This is a genomic window from Levilactobacillus andaensis, assembly GCF_016861695.1.
GTDB lineage: Bacteria > Bacillota > Bacilli > Lactobacillales > Lactobacillaceae > Levilactobacillus > Levilactobacillus andaensis.
Genome location: NZ_BOLP01000003.1, coordinates 97834 through 115944 on the forward strand (window position 1 = coordinate 97834; position 18111 = coordinate 115944).

At 53.4% G+C, this 18111-nt stretch carries 12 protein-coding genes; 3 read left to right on the plus strand and 9 right to left on the minus strand.

Features of this window, described 5'->3' with window-relative positions; genetic code table 11:
- The 6 genes from JUF10_RS01260 to JUF10_RS01285 all read right to left on the minus strand — a co-directional run bounded on the left by JUF10_RS01260 (nucleotide 1) and on the right by JUF10_RS01285 (nucleotide 8372).
- Nucleotides 1-954, minus strand: a complete 954-nt coding sequence (locus tag JUF10_RS01260) for a carbohydrate ABC transporter permease (RefSeq protein ID WP_203640437.1) — start codon at nucleotides 952-954, stop codon at nucleotides 1-3.
- Nucleotides 920-2029, minus strand: coding sequence for an ABC transporter ATP-binding protein (locus JUF10_RS01265; protein ID WP_203640438.1), 1110 nt, complete (start codon nucleotides 2027-2029; stop codon nucleotides 920-922). Before JUF10_RS01265 ends, JUF10_RS01260 begins: the two co-directional genes overlap by 35 nt.
- 917 nt (nucleotides 2030-2946) lie before the next feature.
- Nucleotides 2947-4071, minus strand: a complete 1125-nt coding sequence (locus JUF10_RS01270; protein WP_203640439.1) for a vitamin B12 independent methionine synthase — start codon at nucleotides 4069-4071, stop codon at nucleotides 2947-2949.
- A gap of 878 nt (nucleotides 4072-4949) precedes the next feature.
- A complete protein-coding gene (locus tag JUF10_RS01275; RefSeq protein ID WP_203640646.1) occupies nucleotides 4950-5903 on the minus strand; it encodes a zinc-binding dehydrogenase in 954 nt (317 codons plus the stop codon).
- 15 nt (nucleotides 5904-5918) lie between these two features.
- Nucleotides 5919-7439 carry an ABC transporter permease/substrate-binding protein gene (locus tag JUF10_RS01280; protein ID WP_203640440.1) on the minus strand — a complete coding sequence of 507 codons (1521 nt, stop codon included), beginning with the start codon at nucleotides 7437-7439 and terminating at the stop codon, nucleotides 5919-5921.
- The gene (locus JUF10_RS01285; protein WP_203640441.1) at nucleotides 7440-8372 is read right to left on the minus strand and encodes an ABC transporter ATP-binding protein; all 933 of its coding nucleotides are present in this window, start codon (nucleotides 8370-8372) and stop codon (nucleotides 7440-7442) included.
- A 259-nt stretch (nucleotides 8373-8631) separates the two neighbouring features.
- Here JUF10_RS01285 and JUF10_RS01290 point away from each other — a divergent pair, with 259 nt between their 5' ends.
- The gene (locus JUF10_RS01290; RefSeq protein WP_203640442.1) at nucleotides 8632-9045 is read left to right on the plus strand and encodes an Lrp/AsnC family transcriptional regulator; all 414 of its coding nucleotides are present in this window, start codon (nucleotides 8632-8634) and stop codon (nucleotides 9043-9045) included.
- Nucleotides 9046-9525: 480 nt separating this feature from the next.
- Here JUF10_RS01290 and JUF10_RS01295 read toward each other — a convergent pair whose 3' ends face one another.
- A complete protein-coding gene (locus JUF10_RS01295; RefSeq protein WP_203640443.1) occupies nucleotides 9526-10470 on the minus strand; it encodes a zinc-binding dehydrogenase in 945 nt (314 codons plus the stop codon).
- A 93-nt stretch (nucleotides 10471-10563) separates the two neighbouring features.
- On the opposite strand from JUF10_RS01295, the gene JUF10_RS01300 reads away from it, so the two are divergent.
- Together JUF10_RS01300 and JUF10_RS01305 are read left to right on the plus strand one after the other, a co-directional pair.
- On the plus strand, nucleotides 10564-11382 hold the full coding sequence (locus JUF10_RS01300) for a MerR family transcriptional regulator (protein ID WP_203640444.1): 819 nt from the start codon (nucleotides 10564-10566) through the stop codon (nucleotides 11380-11382).
- A gap of 123 nt (nucleotides 11383-11505) precedes the next feature.
- A complete protein-coding gene (locus JUF10_RS01305) occupies nucleotides 11506-12741 on the plus strand; it encodes an ArgE/DapE family deacylase (protein ID WP_203640445.1) in 1236 nt (411 codons plus the stop codon).
- Between the two features lie 752 nt (nucleotides 12742-13493).
- Here JUF10_RS01305 and JUF10_RS01310 read toward each other — a convergent pair.
- Nucleotides 13494-15668 (minus strand): WxL domain-containing protein, encoded by a 2175-nt coding sequence (locus JUF10_RS01310; RefSeq protein WP_203640446.1) that lies wholly within the window; start codon nucleotides 15666-15668, stop codon nucleotides 13494-13496.
- Nucleotides 15669-15848: 180 nt separating this feature from the next.
- Nucleotides 15849-17975: a WxL domain-containing protein gene (locus JUF10_RS01315; protein ID WP_203640447.1), complete on the minus strand. Its 2127-nt coding sequence runs from the start codon at nucleotides 17973-17975 to the stop codon at nucleotides 15849-15851.
- Nucleotides 17976-18111: the final 136 nt, after the last annotated feature.

Here is an 18111-nt window from a genome sequence, read left to right on the forward strand (position 1 = left end):
TTAGTAGGTCACCCGTTTCTCAAGGAATTTGAATTGTAACAGGGTAAACAGGGCAATGATGACCGCCAAGATAACGGACTCGGCACTCGCAATCCCATAGTTACCGCTTAAAAAGGCATCTTGATAAACTCGATAGACCATCAAGTTGGTGGCGTTGTTGGGCCCCCCAGCCGTCATCAGGTCGATCAATCCGAAACTCTTGAAGGCGCCAATCAAGGTGACCGTCGACGTGAAGAACAGCGTTGGCGAGATCATCGGAATGGTCACGTGGAAGAACTGGTAGCTCTCGGACGCCCCCTCGATGGCGGACGCCTCGTAGAGCGGTTGTGGCACCATTTGTAAGGCCCCAAAGAGGATCAAGAAGGTAAAGCCCAGGTTCATCCAGACCGTGGAAATGATGACGGCGGTCATGGCGGGACCGGGTTGCGTCAACCAGGCCACGATCGGCAAATGAAGAAGGTTGCCGATCTGGTCAAACAGGCCGATCGATGGACTGAAGATGAACAGCCAGAAGATGGCGGCAACGGAGACGGAGACCCCCATCGTAGCGGAGAAAATCGTCCGGAACCATTGGATCCCGGCGAGTTTCTTGACCGCGAGTTGGGCCAGCAACAGTCCCAAAATCAAGGTCAAGGCGACGACCCCAATCACGTAAATGGCCGTGGCTTGGAGGCTGGCCTGATAGGCACTGGAGGTCAACAGGCCGATGTAATTTTTCAAGCCGACAAATACCGTGGGCCGACCGACGTTATTGGTTAAAAATAGGCTCAGATAGAGGGTTCGCAACATGGGGTAGAACACGAAGGTCCCGAGAACCAAGAGTGATGGCCCGAGAAAGGCGAACGCGTAGTATTTATCACCAGCATGCAGGTTGTACCCCTTGGCTCGCTTGTGACTAATCGCAGCCGACTGATCGACCTTAGGCTTGGGCGCTGGCGTGACTTCTGCTTGCATGTTGGCGACCCCCTTCCACCATAAATTGAACCTCGCCGGTATGGTCAAAGATGTAAGCATTGCCATCGATCCCGACGGACAACCAATCACCAGCCCGGTAATTCTCATCGGGGTCGGCGGTCAATTCGATTGGCGTGCCGTCGCTGAGTTCGGCTTCCAATAAAATCTGAGCACCGAGGTATTCGACGGTCTTGACCTGCGCGTTGGGCTCACCCTCTCCTTGGGGGAGCAGGTACAGCGAGGTTGGCCGAATTCCCACGATGTAATCGGCAACTGGTAACGGCTTTGGTAACGCCAATTTTAATGTGTCCGCCAAGGTCAATTCGCGGTCGGCGGTCACCCGAGCTGGCAAGAGGTTCATCCGCGGTGTGCCAAAGAAACTTGCCACGAAGGTGTTGGCTGGCCGGTTGTAAATGTCGAGTGGCGTGCCGATCTGCTGAATCTTGTGGTCGTGCAGCACCATAATGTGGTCGGCCATGGTCATCGCTTCGACCTGGTCATGCGTAACGTAGATAACGGTCAACCCCAACTCTTGCTGGAGATTCCGCAATTCCGTGCGCATCTTGATGCGAAGTTGCGCGTCCAAGTTGGATAGTGGTTCGTCCATCAAGCAAACCTTGGCGTCACTGGCGATTGCGCGGGCTAAAGCCACCCGTTGCCGTTGCCCACCGGACAGGTCCCGGGGACGACGGTCCTTGAATTCCTCCAAGTTGACCAATTTGATGGCCTTGGTGACCCGCTCCTCGATTTCCTTGGCGGGAAACTTCCGGGCCTTCAATCCAAACGCAACGTTATCGGTGACCGATAAGAATGGAAATAACGCGTAACTTTGAAATACCATCGTTAACTGGCGGTCCTTAGGGGGCAAATCCGTTGCCACCTTGCCGTCGATCTGAAGTTCACCGGTCGAAATCGGAATCAACCCTGCAATCATCCGTAACAACGTACTTTTCCCACACCCAGAAGGCCCGACAATCGCGAAAAATTCGCCACTCTCAATGTGCGCCGTCACGTTTTGCAAAACCCAATTATCAGCGGTGTACGCTTTCCCCAATGCGTTTAACTCAATCGACATCTCGCCACTCCCCTTACTTAAGTATGAGGCAAGTGTACGCGGCCCATGTAACGAGGTTGTGTTGTCCATGTAAATAGTTTGTAAACCATCCTCACTTTATTTTGAAAGCGATTACGTTTCGTAAGTGACGGGTCGGGATAGTCGTTTCAATGGCACTTGATTTAGGGGGTTATTTAGCGAACCGTTCAAATCAAGAGATTTAGGGGCAGTGATAAATTGTCCGCCTGCGGCTGCCAGGACTGCGCCTGCTATGGGGTCGGTTCCAGCCTTTGCAAGGCTTCCACCTCGACTTGAAGCCACGAAAAACACGTGTCTCCAAGGTCGTCCCACGATGTAACCCGGGAAAGAACCCCGGCTAACATCGTCGACACAGCTGGCTTCGTCCTGGCCTCCTCCGGCTTTGGTAGTTTTTAGCTGAGAGGTGTGTTTGGAACACGACCTCCGTTAGTTACGGCCACTATCCTGATTAAAATGAGCTATCCCTTTCTGCTGGATTCACCATCTCCCACTAAACCACTTTAGACCGTCTGACCGTTATTCTACCCGCTGTATTTATGTTAGCTTAAAAGGTAAATTAACTTAATATCTCAACGAAAATCTTCCTTTCGACCATCTAAAAAGGCGCTACCAGTTTGTCTGGCAACGCCTCAGTTCTATTCTTATATTCAAATACTGCTTAAGCCCGATATAACAACGATATTACTGTGAAATTAGGCAACTCAGTCCATTCTTCTCCTTACCGGCCGTGGTAATGGCCTTGGCTGGCGTCCTTTGCTAGCCTAGATCATGGGCGACTTTTAAGACGCGTGGTTTTCACGGCTTAAAAGCGAGCGAGAAGACTGGTGTTCTTCCAGTCTGAAGCGTCCCCACAGTAGGCGGAATCCCTGGTAGCCGCAATGCGACTAATTTGCTCTAACCTATCCCCAAACATCGTCAGCGATGCGCTTAACCAATTTCAGTTTGGCCCACTGCTGGTCTTCCGTCAGTTGGTTGCCTTCTTCGGTCGAGGCGAAACCACACTGCGTGGACAGCGCCAAGTTGGCCAACGGCACTTGTTGCGCGGCGTCCTTGATGCGGGTCTTGATGTCGTCTTCATTTTCCAAGTCGGGAAACTTCGATGTGATCAATCCCAAGACTAATTTCTTGTTAGTATCGTTGTTCCAGATCTTCTTGAGCGGCGTGAAATCACCGGCCCGGTCGCTATCGTATTCCAAGAACAGGCCGTCATAGTGCAACTGGCTTAGGTAGTCCGCCACATCATCATAGCCGCCAGAGAACAGGTATGTCGACTTGAAGTTGCCCCGACAAATGTGGGTGGTGACCGTCAAGTCGTCTGGCAGGTCCGTCAACAGATCGTTGATGACCCGGACCGCGTCTTCGGCCAAGGACACATAGGTCTGATGCGCGGTGGCATCGTCGATTGTCTCGTTGAGCTTGCTAATGAGAAAGGCCCACGTCGTATCGTCCAGTTGGAGGTAACGGCAACCCAGTTCATAGAAGTGCAGAATCGTTTCATGGTAAGCCTTGGCCAAGTCATCTAGGTAGGCGTCCCAGGTCTCATAAAATTCGTGCCAGTTGTCACTGCGGTTGTCCCGGAACAACATGGTTGGTGACGGAATCGTCTGTTTCACCAGCACATCTGCTGGTACCAGCGACTGGAGGTATTGGAAACTCTCAAAGAACGGATGGTCCGGGTTAAACGCAATCTTGCCCACCAGGTCGGCGTTGTCGGTCCGCGTCTTGCTGCCATGAAATTTATAACTTTGTTGATAGTCATAGTGGCCGACCCCGTTTAACCCCCATAAGAAGTCCAGGTGCCACCAGCTCCGGTTGAACTCACCGTCAGTAACGGCCTTCAAACCGAGGGCCACCTGTTCACCGACGACGCGTTTCGTTTCGGCACGTTGGACGGTTTTCAGTTGGTCAGCATCGATTTCACCCGCCGCAAATTTTGCCCGGGCGTCCTTCAAGGTTGCGGGGCGTAAGAGACTGCCCACAACGTCATAGCGGTAAGGGAACTCATTTTCTGTCGTCGTTGTCATGATTAATTTCCTCCTAGATTGGGCTGACCCTAGACCGTTCGACTGGCAACGTGAAGCGCTCATTTGGCGAACACGTCGCCCGTGACTCTCCTAGCGTGCACCGCTAAGGGACTCTCAAGGGGTTGGTAGCGGCGAAATGACCGTTGCCAGTCCAGCGATATAGGTTGACCCGTTTTCTAATCGGTCAGCATAAGTAAAAAACGACACGCTCCTCCCCCGAACTAATTACTTAGTTCAAGGGACGAACGTGTCGTTTTACCACCCTAGTTCACAAAATCCTCGCAGACCTTGCCTCAACGGTACCAGTTGATACCCGGAAAGTTAACGGTTCCTACCGACCAAGCAGCGTGAACCACTTGGTAGCTATCGGGAGCTCATCTTCATGGTTCGTCGTAGACCCGTTCACACTCGCTCGGGCTCACTGTACAACGACAACGCCACTACTCTTCTCCTAGCCTTATTTATGACAAACCGATTAGAAATTAGTGATAAGTTTAAGGCTCTTGTTGGTGACTGTCAAGAGTAGATTTGTTGTAAGACTTTTATCTGCGGTTTTACCTGTCCGCACTGCGGCTGCCAGGGGTTCCGCCTCCTCCGTCTCTGGTTGTGGTTAACCGCAACAATCGTTAAAAATCTTATGTTATCCGCCGCTTACGGTATAGTCGATAACGATTTTGATACGCCTTATGCTGGCCAGAAAACGCCTGTGTAAGCCGAGAGGCCGCCAGATATGGGCTCAGGCGCGTCGTTCTACTTAGTTGGTGGTGTTTTCCCGCCGGCTTAGTAGAAGACCAAGCTTGAAGACTCGCGGTTTTCGAGGCTTCAAGTTGCGTCCGCACCGTTCCAGCCCATATCTGGCGGCCGGTAAGGCGAAGTGTTTACGACAGCACAACGACCTTCCCAAAGCCCTGCTGACTCGCCAAGAACTCATGGGCAGCACGCATGTCGCTTAGTGGATACGTTTTAACCGGTCGAACGTCGATCTGGCGCGTTGCAATCAGCTCGAGCAACGCCTGCACGCGCTGGTTGTCGACATCTCCCGAGTAAAATGACGTCAGATATACCCCGTTAGGAATTGCCATGATGGGGTCAAAATCATCTAGCGTCCACTGCCCGCCTAGCTGGCCCGTTGAGCTAACGATTCCGCCCAAGTTCATCCGTTGCAGTGAGTCTGGAACCGTCGCCGGGCCGATCAAGTCGAGGATCCGGTCAAATTTTTCATCCGTCAATAACCGGCCATCCTGTTCTTGAATGACGTCATCGTAACCCGCCGCCTTGAGCTGTTGCTCACTTGCTAAATTCCGGGTCGTCGCAATGACCGTGACATCGGCCGCCATGGCGTGCGCCAACTTCACTGCCGCCACACCGACCCCACTGGTCCCGCCACGAATCAACAAGCTTTGACCCGCCGCCAGATTTAACCCCAGCAGAGCGCCATACGCCGTGTAGTAGGTCTCTGGCACGGCAGCCAGGTTTTCCCAGGATAGACTCGTTGTCACTGGAAGCAACTGGTCGTTGGGCACCAAGACGTATTCCGCATAGCTCCCGTCGTAAGCCCGCCCCATTTCGCCCATAAAAGTAATGACGACTTGGCCCACCGGCAACCGCTGACTGTCGGTCGTGTCAACGACTAGGCCAACCGCTTCGATGCCTAAAATCCGGGGAAACTTGACGCTAGGCGACTTGCCTTCGCGGGTGAAGACCTCGGAGTGATTCACACCTCTGCCCTTCACTTGAATGAGCGTCCATCCCGGCCGGACTGTCGGTTTCGGGACCTCAACGACTTCTAAAACTTCTGGACCACCGGAGTGGCGAACCACAACTGCTTGCATCATCTGACTTCCTCTCTAGTCTAACAGGCCATGACTTCTCAAATAATCACGCGCCACGGTCGCCGCCTTTTCGTGTTTGACGGTGACTTTATAGTTCATCTTCTGCATATCGGTCATGGAGATTTTGCCAGCGAGCTTGTTCAGCGTCGTCCGCAGTTCGGGATGTTCCGTCAACAGCTTTTCGGTCATCAACGGTGCCCCCTGATATGGTGGGAAGAAATTCTTATCGTCCTTCAAAACGACCAAATGGTACTCCTGAATTTCGGGATCGGTCGTGTAACCGTCGACCAGATTGACCTTACCGTTGGCGATGGCCTTGTAGCGAATCGATGGCTCCATGGTCTTGGCGCTGGCAAACTTCAGGCCATACGCCTTGCTCAACCCAGGATAACCATCCTTCAACTGGTAAAAGTCGGGGTCGAAACCAGCGTGGACCTTGCCCTCAATCGCGACCAAATCGGAAACGGTCTTTAAATGATACTTCTTAGCAAATTGCTTGGTGACCGCCAAATCATACCCATTTTGATATTTCATCGGCTTCAGGTAGGCCAGCTGATGTTGCGCCTTGAGGGCCTGTTTAGCCACTTGATACGTCTTCGCCGGATCGTGACTCGCCGACTTTTCGCCCGTGACCAAGGACTCTAAGACGGTCCCCGTAAATTCAGGATAGATGTCGATCGACCCCGACTGCAGGGCCTTGAACAGAAACGAGGTTCCCCCAAAGTTTGCCTTGGTCGTCACCTTGGTATTTGGATGGTCGTGCTCGATCAAGTCCTTATACATATTGATTAAAATTTCGGGCTCGCTGCCCATTTTCCCAGCAATCGTAATGGTCGCCTGGGGACTCGCCAGTTTACGATAACCGGCAAAGCCACCGATCAACACCACCAGCGTCAACAGGACGATGCCGGCCTTTTTAAAGGACAACTTGCCCAGCCAGTCGATGGCCGCACCAAAGACTAGCGCGAGGACGGCCGACAACACGGCCCCAATGATCAGGAGCGCATTGTTGTTGGTCTCAATCCCCAGCAGGATGTAGGTCCCCAAGCCCCCGGCCCCAATCAGGGCGGCCAAGGTAGCGGTCCCAATGATCAGGACCATCGCGATGCGAATACCGGAGATGATCATCGGCAAGGCTAATGGCAACTCGACTCGGAAAAGTTTCATCCGCCGCGACAGCCCAAACGCGGTCGCCGCTTCCTCTAAATTGGGGTCGATGGTGGTCAGCCCAGAATAGGTGTTTTGAAAGATCGGCATCACCGCATAGATGACTAACGCAATGATTGAGGGAATCGTCCCAATACCAACGATGGGAATCAGGATTCCCAACAGTGCCAGACTCGGAATGGTTTGAAGAATACTGGTGATTTGGAGCATGACTTTTGCCCAACGCTCATGATTCATCAGTAAAATTGCTAACGGGATAGCGATGACGGCCGCAATCAGCAACGAAATCAGGGACAATCCAATGTGTTGCCCGATGGAATTGACGATGTCGCCGCCCTGCGTTTGGAGAATATGAATGATCTGTGCCAACTAGTTCGCCTCCTTACTTGCCAAATAGTCGAGGAGATCCGGCGTACTGAGCATTCGGGCGGTCGCGCCCGTGCCCACCACGACCGGCGTGCTCCCCTTTAATGCCGCCGCCAGTTCGTTGATGGTGGCCGTCGCCGTTAACGTTGCCGGTGCGGTCGTCGTTTCACCGTAGCCCTCATTTAAGAGTGACTGGACGGTGTCGGGACGCGGGGCGTGTTCATTTTCAAAAAAGCCGCGCACAAAATCATTGGCCGGGTGCTGCATGATGTCCTCACCCGTCCCCACTTGTTGGAGCTGACCCAACCGCATCACGGCGATGTGTTGGCCCAGCCGTAGCGCCTCGTGCATGTCATGCGTGACGAACACGAAGGTCATCTGGAGTTCCTTATGCAGCTGTAACACCAGGTCCTGTAGCTGTTTACGGGAAATCGGGTCCAACGCGCTAAACGGCTCGTCCATCAAGACCACCTTGGGTTTGATGGCGAGCGCGCGGATGATGCCGACCCGTTGTTGTTCCCCACCGGACAGCTCATTGGGCATCCGCGTGGCGTACTGGTCCGGATCCAAATCGACCTGTTTCAGTAACGCTCGTGCCCGTTCAATCCGTTGCTTACGCGGCCAGCCGAGCGATTCCGCCTGAATGGCGATGTTTTCTTGAATGTTTAAATTGGGAAAGAGCGCAATGTTTTGCAGCACATAACCCATTTGGAGTCGTAATTGTGTTAAATCATAATCGATCAGGCGCTTATCCTCAAAGTAAATGTCACCCTTGGTTGGCGCAATCAAGCGGTTCAGCATCTTTAGCGTCGTCGTTTTCCCACTCCCACTGGGGCCGACCAACACAAAGAAATCTCCCGTCGGTATGGTCAGATTGAGGTTGTCAATCGCCTGGTTGCCGGCGTAACGCTTGCTGACGTTTCTAAATTCTATCATTCGTGACCTCCCACTGCTGACTTTCAAATAACGCTGGTTTATTTTCAGGATGACTCGCCAAAAATCAAAACGCCAGGCATCCAACTTCACATTTCACATGACTGTCTTCAATTATACTAATCTTCCACCAATTACCTAGGCAGAAGCCTTACGAATTTTCTGATGCAACAGTATTCCACTTTACACGTTTCCCCGCCGGCTGTTAATATTAAAAAGAAAGAGTTTCCGTCCTAAAAACTTAGAAAATAAGGTGTTTACTGTGCCAGACGAAACTGATATTGCCATTATCAAGGAGCTTAATCGCGATAGTCGCATCAAAACTAGTCACTTGGCCGACCTCGTCCACCTGTCCGCGCCGGCCGTCGCCGCCCGGATTCAGCGGCTCGAGGATACCGGCGTTATTACAAAATACACCATTGAAGTCGACCTCGACAAGGTTGATCTGCCCCGACAGGTCTTCATCCAGGTTGCCGTTCAGGACCGCCAACACGCGGCTTATCTGAAATTGATCAAGAGCCACCACAACGATTTCCGCCATCACTACCGCACGACTGGTAGCTACGACTACATGCTGGAGGGGGCGTTTCACGACCGCCACGTGCTGAACGATTTCCTACTGGCTCTGGGAAAAGTAGCCCGGTATCAGGTCATCGACGTGATCGACGATATTTAATGTGGGTTTGGTGCGTTACTGTCCTGATTACTCTTAGTCAAAGTTGGTACCCTGTTATGCCAGCAATCACTCCCACTGAATTTCGACAACATTGCCAAAAATCAATGCCAATTCAAAACGCCTCCCTTCACAGCCTTTTTCGGCTGATAGCGGGAGACGTTTTTTCATTACTAGTAATCATACTCAGATCAACTGTAAACACCGACGCTGCGATTGGACAGCGCCTGCACTTTGGGCAGATTTCAACAGTTATGCTGGTCCCCAACTATCTAAGCCGGAGGAGGCCAGGGACGGAGCCAGCCATGGAGGTGATGTTAGCTGGCGGTTCTTAAGCCGGCTTACATCACGGGCGACTTTGAAGACTCGTGTTCTTCGAGTCTTCAAAGCGAGCGAGAAGCCCGCCCCATAGGCTGAAGCGTCCCCACAGCAGGCGCAGTCCCTGGCAGCCGCAGTGCGACCAGCTCTCGACAAGTGTAAAAGCTAGTCGTTGTCCACGATCACCTGACCCAGCGCCCGGCTGGCCATCACGTAAGTATGAGCTTCCTTGATCTGGTCAAGCTTGAACACCTTGGCGATTGGAATTTCCAAATGGTTTTCCGAAATCAGGTTAAACATCTCATCGACCAAGTCCTGTTGAACGTTGGTGGAGTCAAACATCGTCAAGAACTTGCCGCCCAGCGTGAAGGGGTTGAACTCTTTGGCAACCCACTCGCCGGCTAGTAACCCGATCAAAGATACACCGCCGCCCTGATTCAGGTGGGCAATCGAATCGGCTAACGTGACCGTACCGACCATGTCAATGATGCCGTCATAGTTTTTGTCCGTCACCAATTTATTATCCGTATCCAGGATGGCATCATCGGCGCCGTTGGCAATCAGCTCTGGCAACATTTCTTTGCGCCGCGTGGTTGCCGTGACCTTGAGGCCCATCACCTTGGCCAACTTGACGGCTGACAGGCCGACCGCCGTTGTCCCGCCACGGACCAATAACGTTTGGCCCGCCTTACGGTGCAACGACTTGATGGCGCCAATCGCCGTGTAGAAGTTTTCTGGATACTCGGCCAATGTGACCCAGTCGCCGTTAAAGTCTACTGGGAACAGATTGCTGTCATCGACCAGCGCGTATTCCTGGTAGCTACCGTCCACTTCACGACCGAAGCCGTCCATCATGGTCACGACCTTTTGGCCGACCTTCAGCTTACTCTGGGCGGAGGCTTCGGCAATTTCACCGACGGCCTCAACGCCGATCACCCGGGGAAATTTAACCGATGGCGACCCACCGGCACGGGTCAAGACTTCGTAGCGGTGCACGCCAAACGCGTGGATGCGCATCACGGACTGGTGGTCCGTCGCCTTTTGAATTGGCCGGTCGACGATCTTCATGACGTTAACGTCCCCTGGTTCATCAATGACAACTGCTCTCATTAGTTAATCGCTCCATTCTTTTTGTTTGCTTAATCAATAAACCCAGTATAGAGTATAACGTAACGTCACAGTCAAGCAGGAAGGATCGAAAAAATGCTCACTATTCAAAAATTTGCGGAACTTGCCGGAACGACACGGCGGACACTGATTTTTTACGATCAAAAGGACCTATTCAAGCCTAAAAAGGTTGCGGCCAACGGCTATCGTTACTACGATTACGACCAATTATACCCCGCCACGTTCATCCTTGAACTGCGCCGTCTCGGCCTGTCGATCAGTGAAATCAAGGCCCTCAATACCTCGACCAATCCTAATTCGCTCGATAAAAATCTCCAGCACATTCTCACGCAGATCAACCAGCAGATGGACAATTTGAGCCTGCTTAAGACGACCCTGAACACCCGCTTCAATCAACCCATCGCCACCGAAAATAATGTTCGTAATCAACCGGTCATGGCGCAAATGGATGCCGCTTTGTTCTGCCAATCCAAGCAGTCCGTGGCCTGTACCGAAGCCGAAATTGCCGAAATTTACGCCGATTTCTACGAGCGGTTAGGGAAGCTCAAACTGGTCAATCAGCAGGATTCCGGCTTTCTCACGCGGTTGCCTAATAGCGATGCCAACGGCTACCCCACAGCTTCATTTTGCATCCTCAAGGCCGTCACGGCCCAAACAGACACCGGTGACTTCCCCCGAATCGAGAAACCAGCCGGCAAATACGTCGCCATCACGACAACCAACGACACTAAAAATATCTGTATCGCGCTGAAAATCCTTGCTGAATACATTCAAAAAAATCAGCTCAAAATTAACGGTCAGTTGTGGCAAATGAACCGCGATGAGAATTTCACCAGCAAGGGCGCTTCCGATTTAGTCTCCCTGCAATACCAAATTCAAAACGAGAACCAATGAAACGCGCCAGGATTCTTGACCGGCTCCGCAAAAAGTGCTGTAATCAAGTTGATAACAAACGATTACTTTACTTAACTAGTCACAGTATCAGAGTTTACATTTAAAATTAAGGTGGGTCTTAACATGGACGAAGTGGTACAAGCACTTAGCGACATTGTCAAATTAAATACAGTTAATGGAAACGAAAAATTGGTCGCCGACTATCTGGCCGACCTCTTTAAGCAACACGGTATCGACAGCACCGCCGTGGAATATGCCCCCAACCGGGTCAGCCTGGTCGCCGAAATTGGCGATGGCAACGGTCCCGTCGTTGGTTTTGACGGCCACGCCGATATTGTAGCCTTAGGTGACGCGACTAAATGGAAGGCCGACGCCCTCTCCGCAGCTATTGTGGACGGTAATATGATTGGCCGGGGAACGTCCGACATGAAGTCCGGCTTGATGGCTGGCGCACTCGCGATGATCCATTTGAAGGACCAAAACGTGCCTTTACACGGTACCTTGCGCTTCATGGCCACCGTTGGTGAGGAATACGGCCAATACGGCGCCCAACAACTGGGTGAAAAGGGCTATGCCAAGGACCTCGACACGCTGATTGTCGGCGAACCAAGTGGGGTCCACAAGCAATTATTGCTGCAAAAGAAGATTCAATACATGCTCCAAAGCGACGAAGTGGGAGCCAAGAAGCTCTTCGACGCCAACCAAACCAACGAACAACATTTCATCGAGCTGGCGCACAAGGGCTCCCTGACATACACGGTCCACTCCAAGGGGGTCGCTGCGCACAGTTCCATGCCAGAAATCGGCAAGAACGCCATCACCCCGCTGATGCGCTTCTACCAAAAGGAAGAGGACTACTTCGCTTCCATTAAGGACTACCGCAACCCCGTCCTCGGACCAGTGACGCCCGTCGTTACCATGGTCAAGGGTGGCGAGCAGATCAACACGGTGCCTGCCAGTGCCGACCTCTCCGTCAAGATTCGGACCATCCCCGAACTGCCAAACGCCGACATCACGGCCGCTATCAAGCAGATCATCGCTGATTTGAACGCTGACGGTGCCGACTTAACGTTGGACATTCTCAGTGACCTCCGTCCCATGCACACCATGGACGACGCGCCATTAGTTAAGGCCGCTAAGGAAATCGGCCAAGCCGAACTGCAACAAGCCTTGCCTTTGATTGGTGTTCCCGGTGGCACCGACGCTTCTTCGTTCCTGGCATTCAACCCCGACATCGACGTCATCGTCTTCGGGCCCGGCAACATCACGGCGCACCAGGTCAACGAGTACGTCGACCTCGACATGTACCACCGTTTCATCACGATTTACGAAAAATTGATTACGCGTTTGTTGAAGTAAGATTTCGAACCTAGAGATGGATAGTGGTAAAGTGGCCGCCTGCGGCTTCCAGGACTGCGCCTGCTATGGGGTCGGTTCCAGCCTTTGCAAGTCTTCCACCTCGACTTGAAGCCACGCCAGAACCGCGTGTCTCCAAGGTCGTCCCACGATGTAACCCGGGAAAGGACCCCGGCTAACATCGTCGACACAGCTGGCTTCGTCCTGGCTTCCTCCGGCTAGGGTTGTGCTCTATGGCAACCGACCGTTAAATGAAAACAATAGGTTTACTCTAAATGAAAAAGTTGATCTCGTCTGATTGCAGATGAGGTCAACTTTTTTCATTTCTATTCTATCTGGTAGTGTATCATGACGCGGCGTACTGATGCCATGGTGAATCGACGATGTCGGCCATACCAAAAACAATGGCGACTGAGACAACGTTCCGTCAACTGCTCGTTTCGCCCGTGACCTATCACCTGACTATATCGTTATCATAGCTCACCAACAGTCCCGGACAACCGGCTGAACTCAAGACCAATTTTACTGTGGTATCATCCATCCGAGCCGGAGGAGGCCAGGGACGGAGCCAGCCGTGGAGGTGATGTTAGCTGGCGTTTCTTAAGCCGGCTTACATCACGGGCGACTTTGAAGACATGTGTTTTCCATGGCTTCAAATCGAGCGAGAAGCCCGCCCCACAGGCTGAAGCGTCCCCACAGCAGGCGTAGTCCCTGGCAGCCGCAGTGCGACCACACCTCGTCAGCCACAAAAGAAATTAGTCATCGTCCACCGCGTAGCCCGGCGCGTTGGTGAGGCCCCAGGTGATGACGCCCTGGTACTCGCCAGCCGTTGCCCCGCCGCTGACCGCCAACAAGAGCCCCGTTTCCGGCGTCCAACTCTTGGTCACGTCGTAGACGCCATCGGGAACACTGGCATCTGTCTTTCGAGTCAAAATCGGCGTGGCTTCGGTCCCAATCGGAATCGTCCGGTAGGTATCCACGTAGACCGGCTGACCGGCTAACTTCTGTCCGGCCGCCGTTTTAAAGGATTCCGCTTGTGCCGTCAACGTCCAGGGTTCGTCGGTTCCCCGTTCATCTTGGACACTCAATTGCCAGTCCGTTTCTCGTTGGACATTTTGCGTCGACCCAGTCAGCGTGGCGTCCTTAAACGTACTCCGCAACGAAATGGTACTAAACTTTAACGTCCCAGCCAACGTAATCGGAACGCATACCGACTCAGATTTGTCCCCATTTTCGGTCGCTGCAGTTAAGGTCACTTGATTCGCACCACGCCGAATTTGCTTACCGGCAATGGGTAGCTGAAAGGTGCCATCTTTTTTGACCGCCACTCGTTTGAGCTCGTTATTATTTAATTGTGACTCTATCCAAATTTTTGAGGCAGACGCCGCATCCACGCCTTTCAAGCGGGCCGTTCCTTCGACCACAATATCCTGACGAGTCGGCAACGCTACTGGATTTTCACTGGTGACTTCCATGCTCATCCGGGCATTCGGGTTAATAATAAAGTTCGGCGTATCCGCAGCGCTAACCTGGGTCGAAGACGTGAATTTACTGGTGAACGCGTCAACTGTCGTGGTCGCGGTCACTTCCTTGGCCTGGCCGACCACACTAATGACGGCCGTCGGCTCCTGCTTGCTCAACGCGCTTTGGAGGCGCACCGACAGCTCGTTATCCTCGAAGTCCGTCAGCGACACGCGCTGCTTTTTCCCTTTGCTATAGGCGATTTCAATTTCTTTCACGTCGATCTCCTTAGGCACCTTCAAATGCGCCATGATGTCGGCCCACGCTTGCTGTCCGTTACGGTAAGTTAATTGGTAGTCCAGCTTAACGCGACTCTTACTCTTGATCTGTCCCCCTGAATTCACGACGCGTTGTCGCTCCAAGTCGGTCATGGTCGTGGCCGCATCGACATCGACCATCCCCGGTGTATTCTCCAACACGACCAAATGGTTTTCGTACTGGTCACTCGTGGCCGAAGTTAGTCCCCAACGAATCCGCCCCGTGTTCTGGGGGTCGAGGTGCCGCAAATCAAGCGCAACGGTCCGGCCCATCCCCTGTTGGCGCGCATGGGTCTGCGGATTCCGGTCATCAAATCTGTAAATCAACGTGCCGCCTTTTTGATAATTTACCGTCAAATGGTGCCACTGGCCGTTCGACAGGAAGTTGGGGTCGTTGACGTTATTCAAGACGTTTTTGTGCCACATATTGTAGTAGTACGTGTGCCGAGCACCAAAAAGATTGTGAAAAAAGCCATGGTCGATCTCGTTTAGTTGATAAGTGTGTTCCTTCCCCGGATAATTCGATGCAATATGCATCACGGGATAGCTGGCGTCAAACGAGTTGGCTTTCCCCGAAGACGAGTTAGTCGCCTCCCCGTTCCATTGTGTATCAAATTCCAGCGCCCAGCTATTTTGAATTGCCGTATATGCAATTTTTTTGGGATCAGACTGATGCGGATCTTCATCAACGCCCCATACCCCTAGTGTTTCCCCCGCAATGGGACCTTTTCGTTGTAGCGGCATGGCGTCTAGCCCGCGCGCATCATTTTGCAGGACAAAGGCCATCCCTTCCCCGGCTGAGGCGTCACTGTTTCCTAAGTACAACCACATCGAAATGGTCTGGTCATGCTTTAAGTCTAAGAGTCCCTGTCGCGTCGCCCACATCGAGCCAAATTGATCCGGCCCGCTCGTCAATACGGCAACCTGCGTCCCGGGAGCGTTCGGATTAGTGCTATCCACCACAGTGGATGCGCTCTTGGTCGTGGTATCCGTTGTCACAAACGGATTCGTCTTGTCCAGCACGATGCCGTGGGGTGTTGTCGCCAAAGCCGTATTTAAATCATCATTGGCGTGCCCCACTTCCCAGCCGTGCCAGCTCAAACCAGCCATCATCACTACCAACGCCAAACGTAACCATCGTTTTGCTCCCATTGTTTCTCCCCCATACTCTTTTCTAACCAATTGTCATCTCTTTCAAAACAAAACAAGTGTCCAGTCCGCTGTGGGCGTTCACCCGCGGTAGACTGGGCACTTATTAGCATCCAGCTTGTGTGTTGGCCGCCGGATTACCGGACGACACAACGGTTGATTTAACTGCGAAACTCACTCGCCCTAACTCGGCGCGTCACTCAGCGTCCAGATAATCGTTCCCGAATACCTGCCTACCGCTGATCCGTCTTTGACCGCGAGTAAGATCCCGGTCTTGGGCGTCCAACTACCGGCCACATCGAAGCGGCCCGCATCTTCACTATCGTCCGTAACGTGCGTTAGGACCGGCGTCGGGGTCGTCCCAATCGGAAGCGACCCGTGGCTGGTCACGTAGACCGGTTGCCCGGCCAGCTGTTGCCCGTCACTAGTGGTCAATGCGGTGGCTTGTGCGTTTAGCGTCCAACGAGCCCCCGTTCCGCGCGTATCCTGAACAACCAGCCGCCAATCGCCGGTCCGACCGACTAACTGGCTGTTACCGGTCAAGGTACTGGCCCGGAACCCTTCCTCGCTGGAAACCGTGTCAAATTTCAGCTCGCCAGCAACCGTGATGGGCACGGTCACCGTTTTTGACGCGTCACCGTTAGCTGTAACTGCAGTCAGTTTCAACACATTCGCCCCGGGCTGTAGCTGGCTGGCAGCCAAAGGAAGAGCAAACGTGCCGTTACTTTGCGGCGTTACCCTGGGCAGGGCAACGCCATTCAGCTTGGCTGTGACGCGCAATGCTGGTGGCACGTTGGCACTGGTGAAGCCGCCGATCTTTCCCGTCACCGTCGTCTTCTGTAAGTCCGGCAGCGCCAGTGGATCAGCACTGGTCACTGCCAAATTGAGATCAACGACGGGTGTGACGCTAAAGGTCGGTGTCGTTGCCGTGCCAACAAACGCTGATGACGCAAAGATACTGGTGGCGCCGGTCACTACTTGGCGGGCACTGACGGGCAGAACACGCCCCGTCACTTGAACCGTGGTGGACGGATTCTGGCGCGACAGTGCTGACTTGACCGCCATCACGAGCTGACCGTCACGCGCCGTTGCTAGCGCGAACGTGGCGGTTTGCCCGTTGGCAGTGGTAACCGTTGCTTGGCCATCATACGCAATGCCCGTTGGCAACCGCAAATGCCCGACAATGTCTGACCAGGCTTGCCGACCGGCCTGATAATCCAGGTGATACGTCAATTGAACCTTGTCGTGGCTGGCGACCTCATCGTCGTGGTCAACGATCTTGTCCTGCGTTAGATCGGTCAACTGCGCTGAGGTCTTTGCCACCACTAGTCCGGGCGCATTTTCTAGGATGACCAGGTTACTGCCATCGTGGCTGCCCGTGGTGCCGGTGACCCCCCACCGTGCGCGACCGGTATGGTTCGGGTCGATCTGATTCAGGTCGATTGTTACCGTCCGGCGCACGCCCGGTTCGGGGGCTGCGGTCACGGGGTTTTTGTCGTTAAACGCGTACGTCATGGTCTGCGCCGTGGCGTCCCAGGTTAACGTCAAATGATGCCACGACCCGTTAGCCAAAAAATTTGGCTGTGTCGGGTCGCTGATCACGCCCACGTGACGCAAGCGGTAAACGGTTGGTGCATTGTCGGCATCCTTGGTGGTCGCTGTCAGCGGCAGATAACTCGTTGCCAACCCGGGATAGGCCGAAGCAATGTGTGCGGTGGTGCGACCAGCATTCAGGTCAGTGGTCAGGCTCGGGGACTTGTCGTTGACCTTTGTGTCAAACTCCAGTGCCCAGCTATTTTGAATCGCTGTTGCGGCAAGGCCACTTGCCGAACTGACCGTGGTGTCGGCCGCCACACCCCAAACACCTAGCGTTTCAGCGTTGATGCCAGCACTCCCCCAGTCAGGCATCGCGCGCACGCCCCGGGGATCGTTTTGCAGCACGAAAGCCATGCCAGCGGTTGCAGCGGTCCCCTGATCGCCAAAGTAGAGCCACAGCGATAGGGTCTCGTTGTGGGTTAAATCAAAGTTATTGTCATCCGTCGACCAAGTTGACCCAAACTGATCTGCGCTGTTTGTTACCACCGCGGCTTGCGTTCCGGGTGCTTCCGGATTCGTCGTATTCACGACGGTAGCAGAGCTCTTACTAGCCGTTGCCACCGTTAAGATGGCGTTGGGCTTGTTGAGTAGAATCCCCTGCGGCGCGGTCGCCAAAGCATGCGGATAATCGCTATCCGCACGCGCCGTGACCGGACCACCCCAACAGGCCAGGGCCAGCAGAATCAAGCCAGCGTCCAACCACCGTCTGAACATGGGAAATCCCCCCTATTCACTTACGAAAGCAGCCGCGGGTGAGGGCCACCAGTCGTGCGGGCGAAATGAATCGTACACGACTGGTGGAGACCTCTGGAAAATTATGACTAAACTAACTGACGAACCAGGTGCTAAG

Excerpts from the sequence above, each read along its gene's own strand:
- JUF10_RS01260 (WP_203640437.1), bottom strand. The coding sequence starts at position 954 with ATGCAAGCAGAAGTCACGCCAGCGCCCAAGCCTAAGGTCGATCAGTCG.
- JUF10_RS01265 (WP_203640438.1), bottom strand. The coding sequence starts at position 2,029 with ATGTCGATTGAGTTAAACGCATTGGGGAAAGCGTACACCGCTGATAAT.
- JUF10_RS01270 (WP_203640439.1), bottom strand. The coding sequence starts at position 4,071 with ATGACAACGACGACAGAAAATGAGTTCCCTTACCGCTATGACGTTGTG.
- JUF10_RS01275 (WP_203640646.1), bottom strand. The coding sequence starts at position 5,903 with ATGCAAGCAGTTGTGGTTCGCCACTCCGGTGGTCCAGAAGTTTTAGAA.
- JUF10_RS01285 (WP_203640441.1), bottom strand. The coding sequence starts at position 8,372 with ATGATAGAATTTAGAAACGTCAGCAAGCGTTACGCCGGCAACCAGGCG.
- JUF10_RS01295 (WP_203640443.1), bottom strand. The coding sequence starts at position 10,470 with ATGAGAGCAGTTGTCATTGATGAACCAGGGGACGTTAACGTCATGAAG.
- JUF10_RS01300 (WP_203640444.1), top strand. The coding sequence starts at position 10,564 with ATGCTCACTATTCAAAAATTTGCGGAACTTGCCGGAACGACACGGCGG.
- JUF10_RS01305 (WP_203640445.1), top strand. The coding sequence starts at position 11,506 with ATGGACGAAGTGGTACAAGCACTTAGCGACATTGTCAAATTAAATACA.
- JUF10_RS01310 (WP_203640446.1), bottom strand. The coding sequence starts at position 15,668 with ATGGGAGCAAAACGATGGTTACGTTTGGCGTTGGTAGTGATGATGGCT.
- JUF10_RS01315 (WP_203640447.1), bottom strand. The coding sequence starts at position 17,975 with ATGTTCAGACGGTGGTTGGACGCTGGCTTGATTCTGCTGGCCCTGGCC.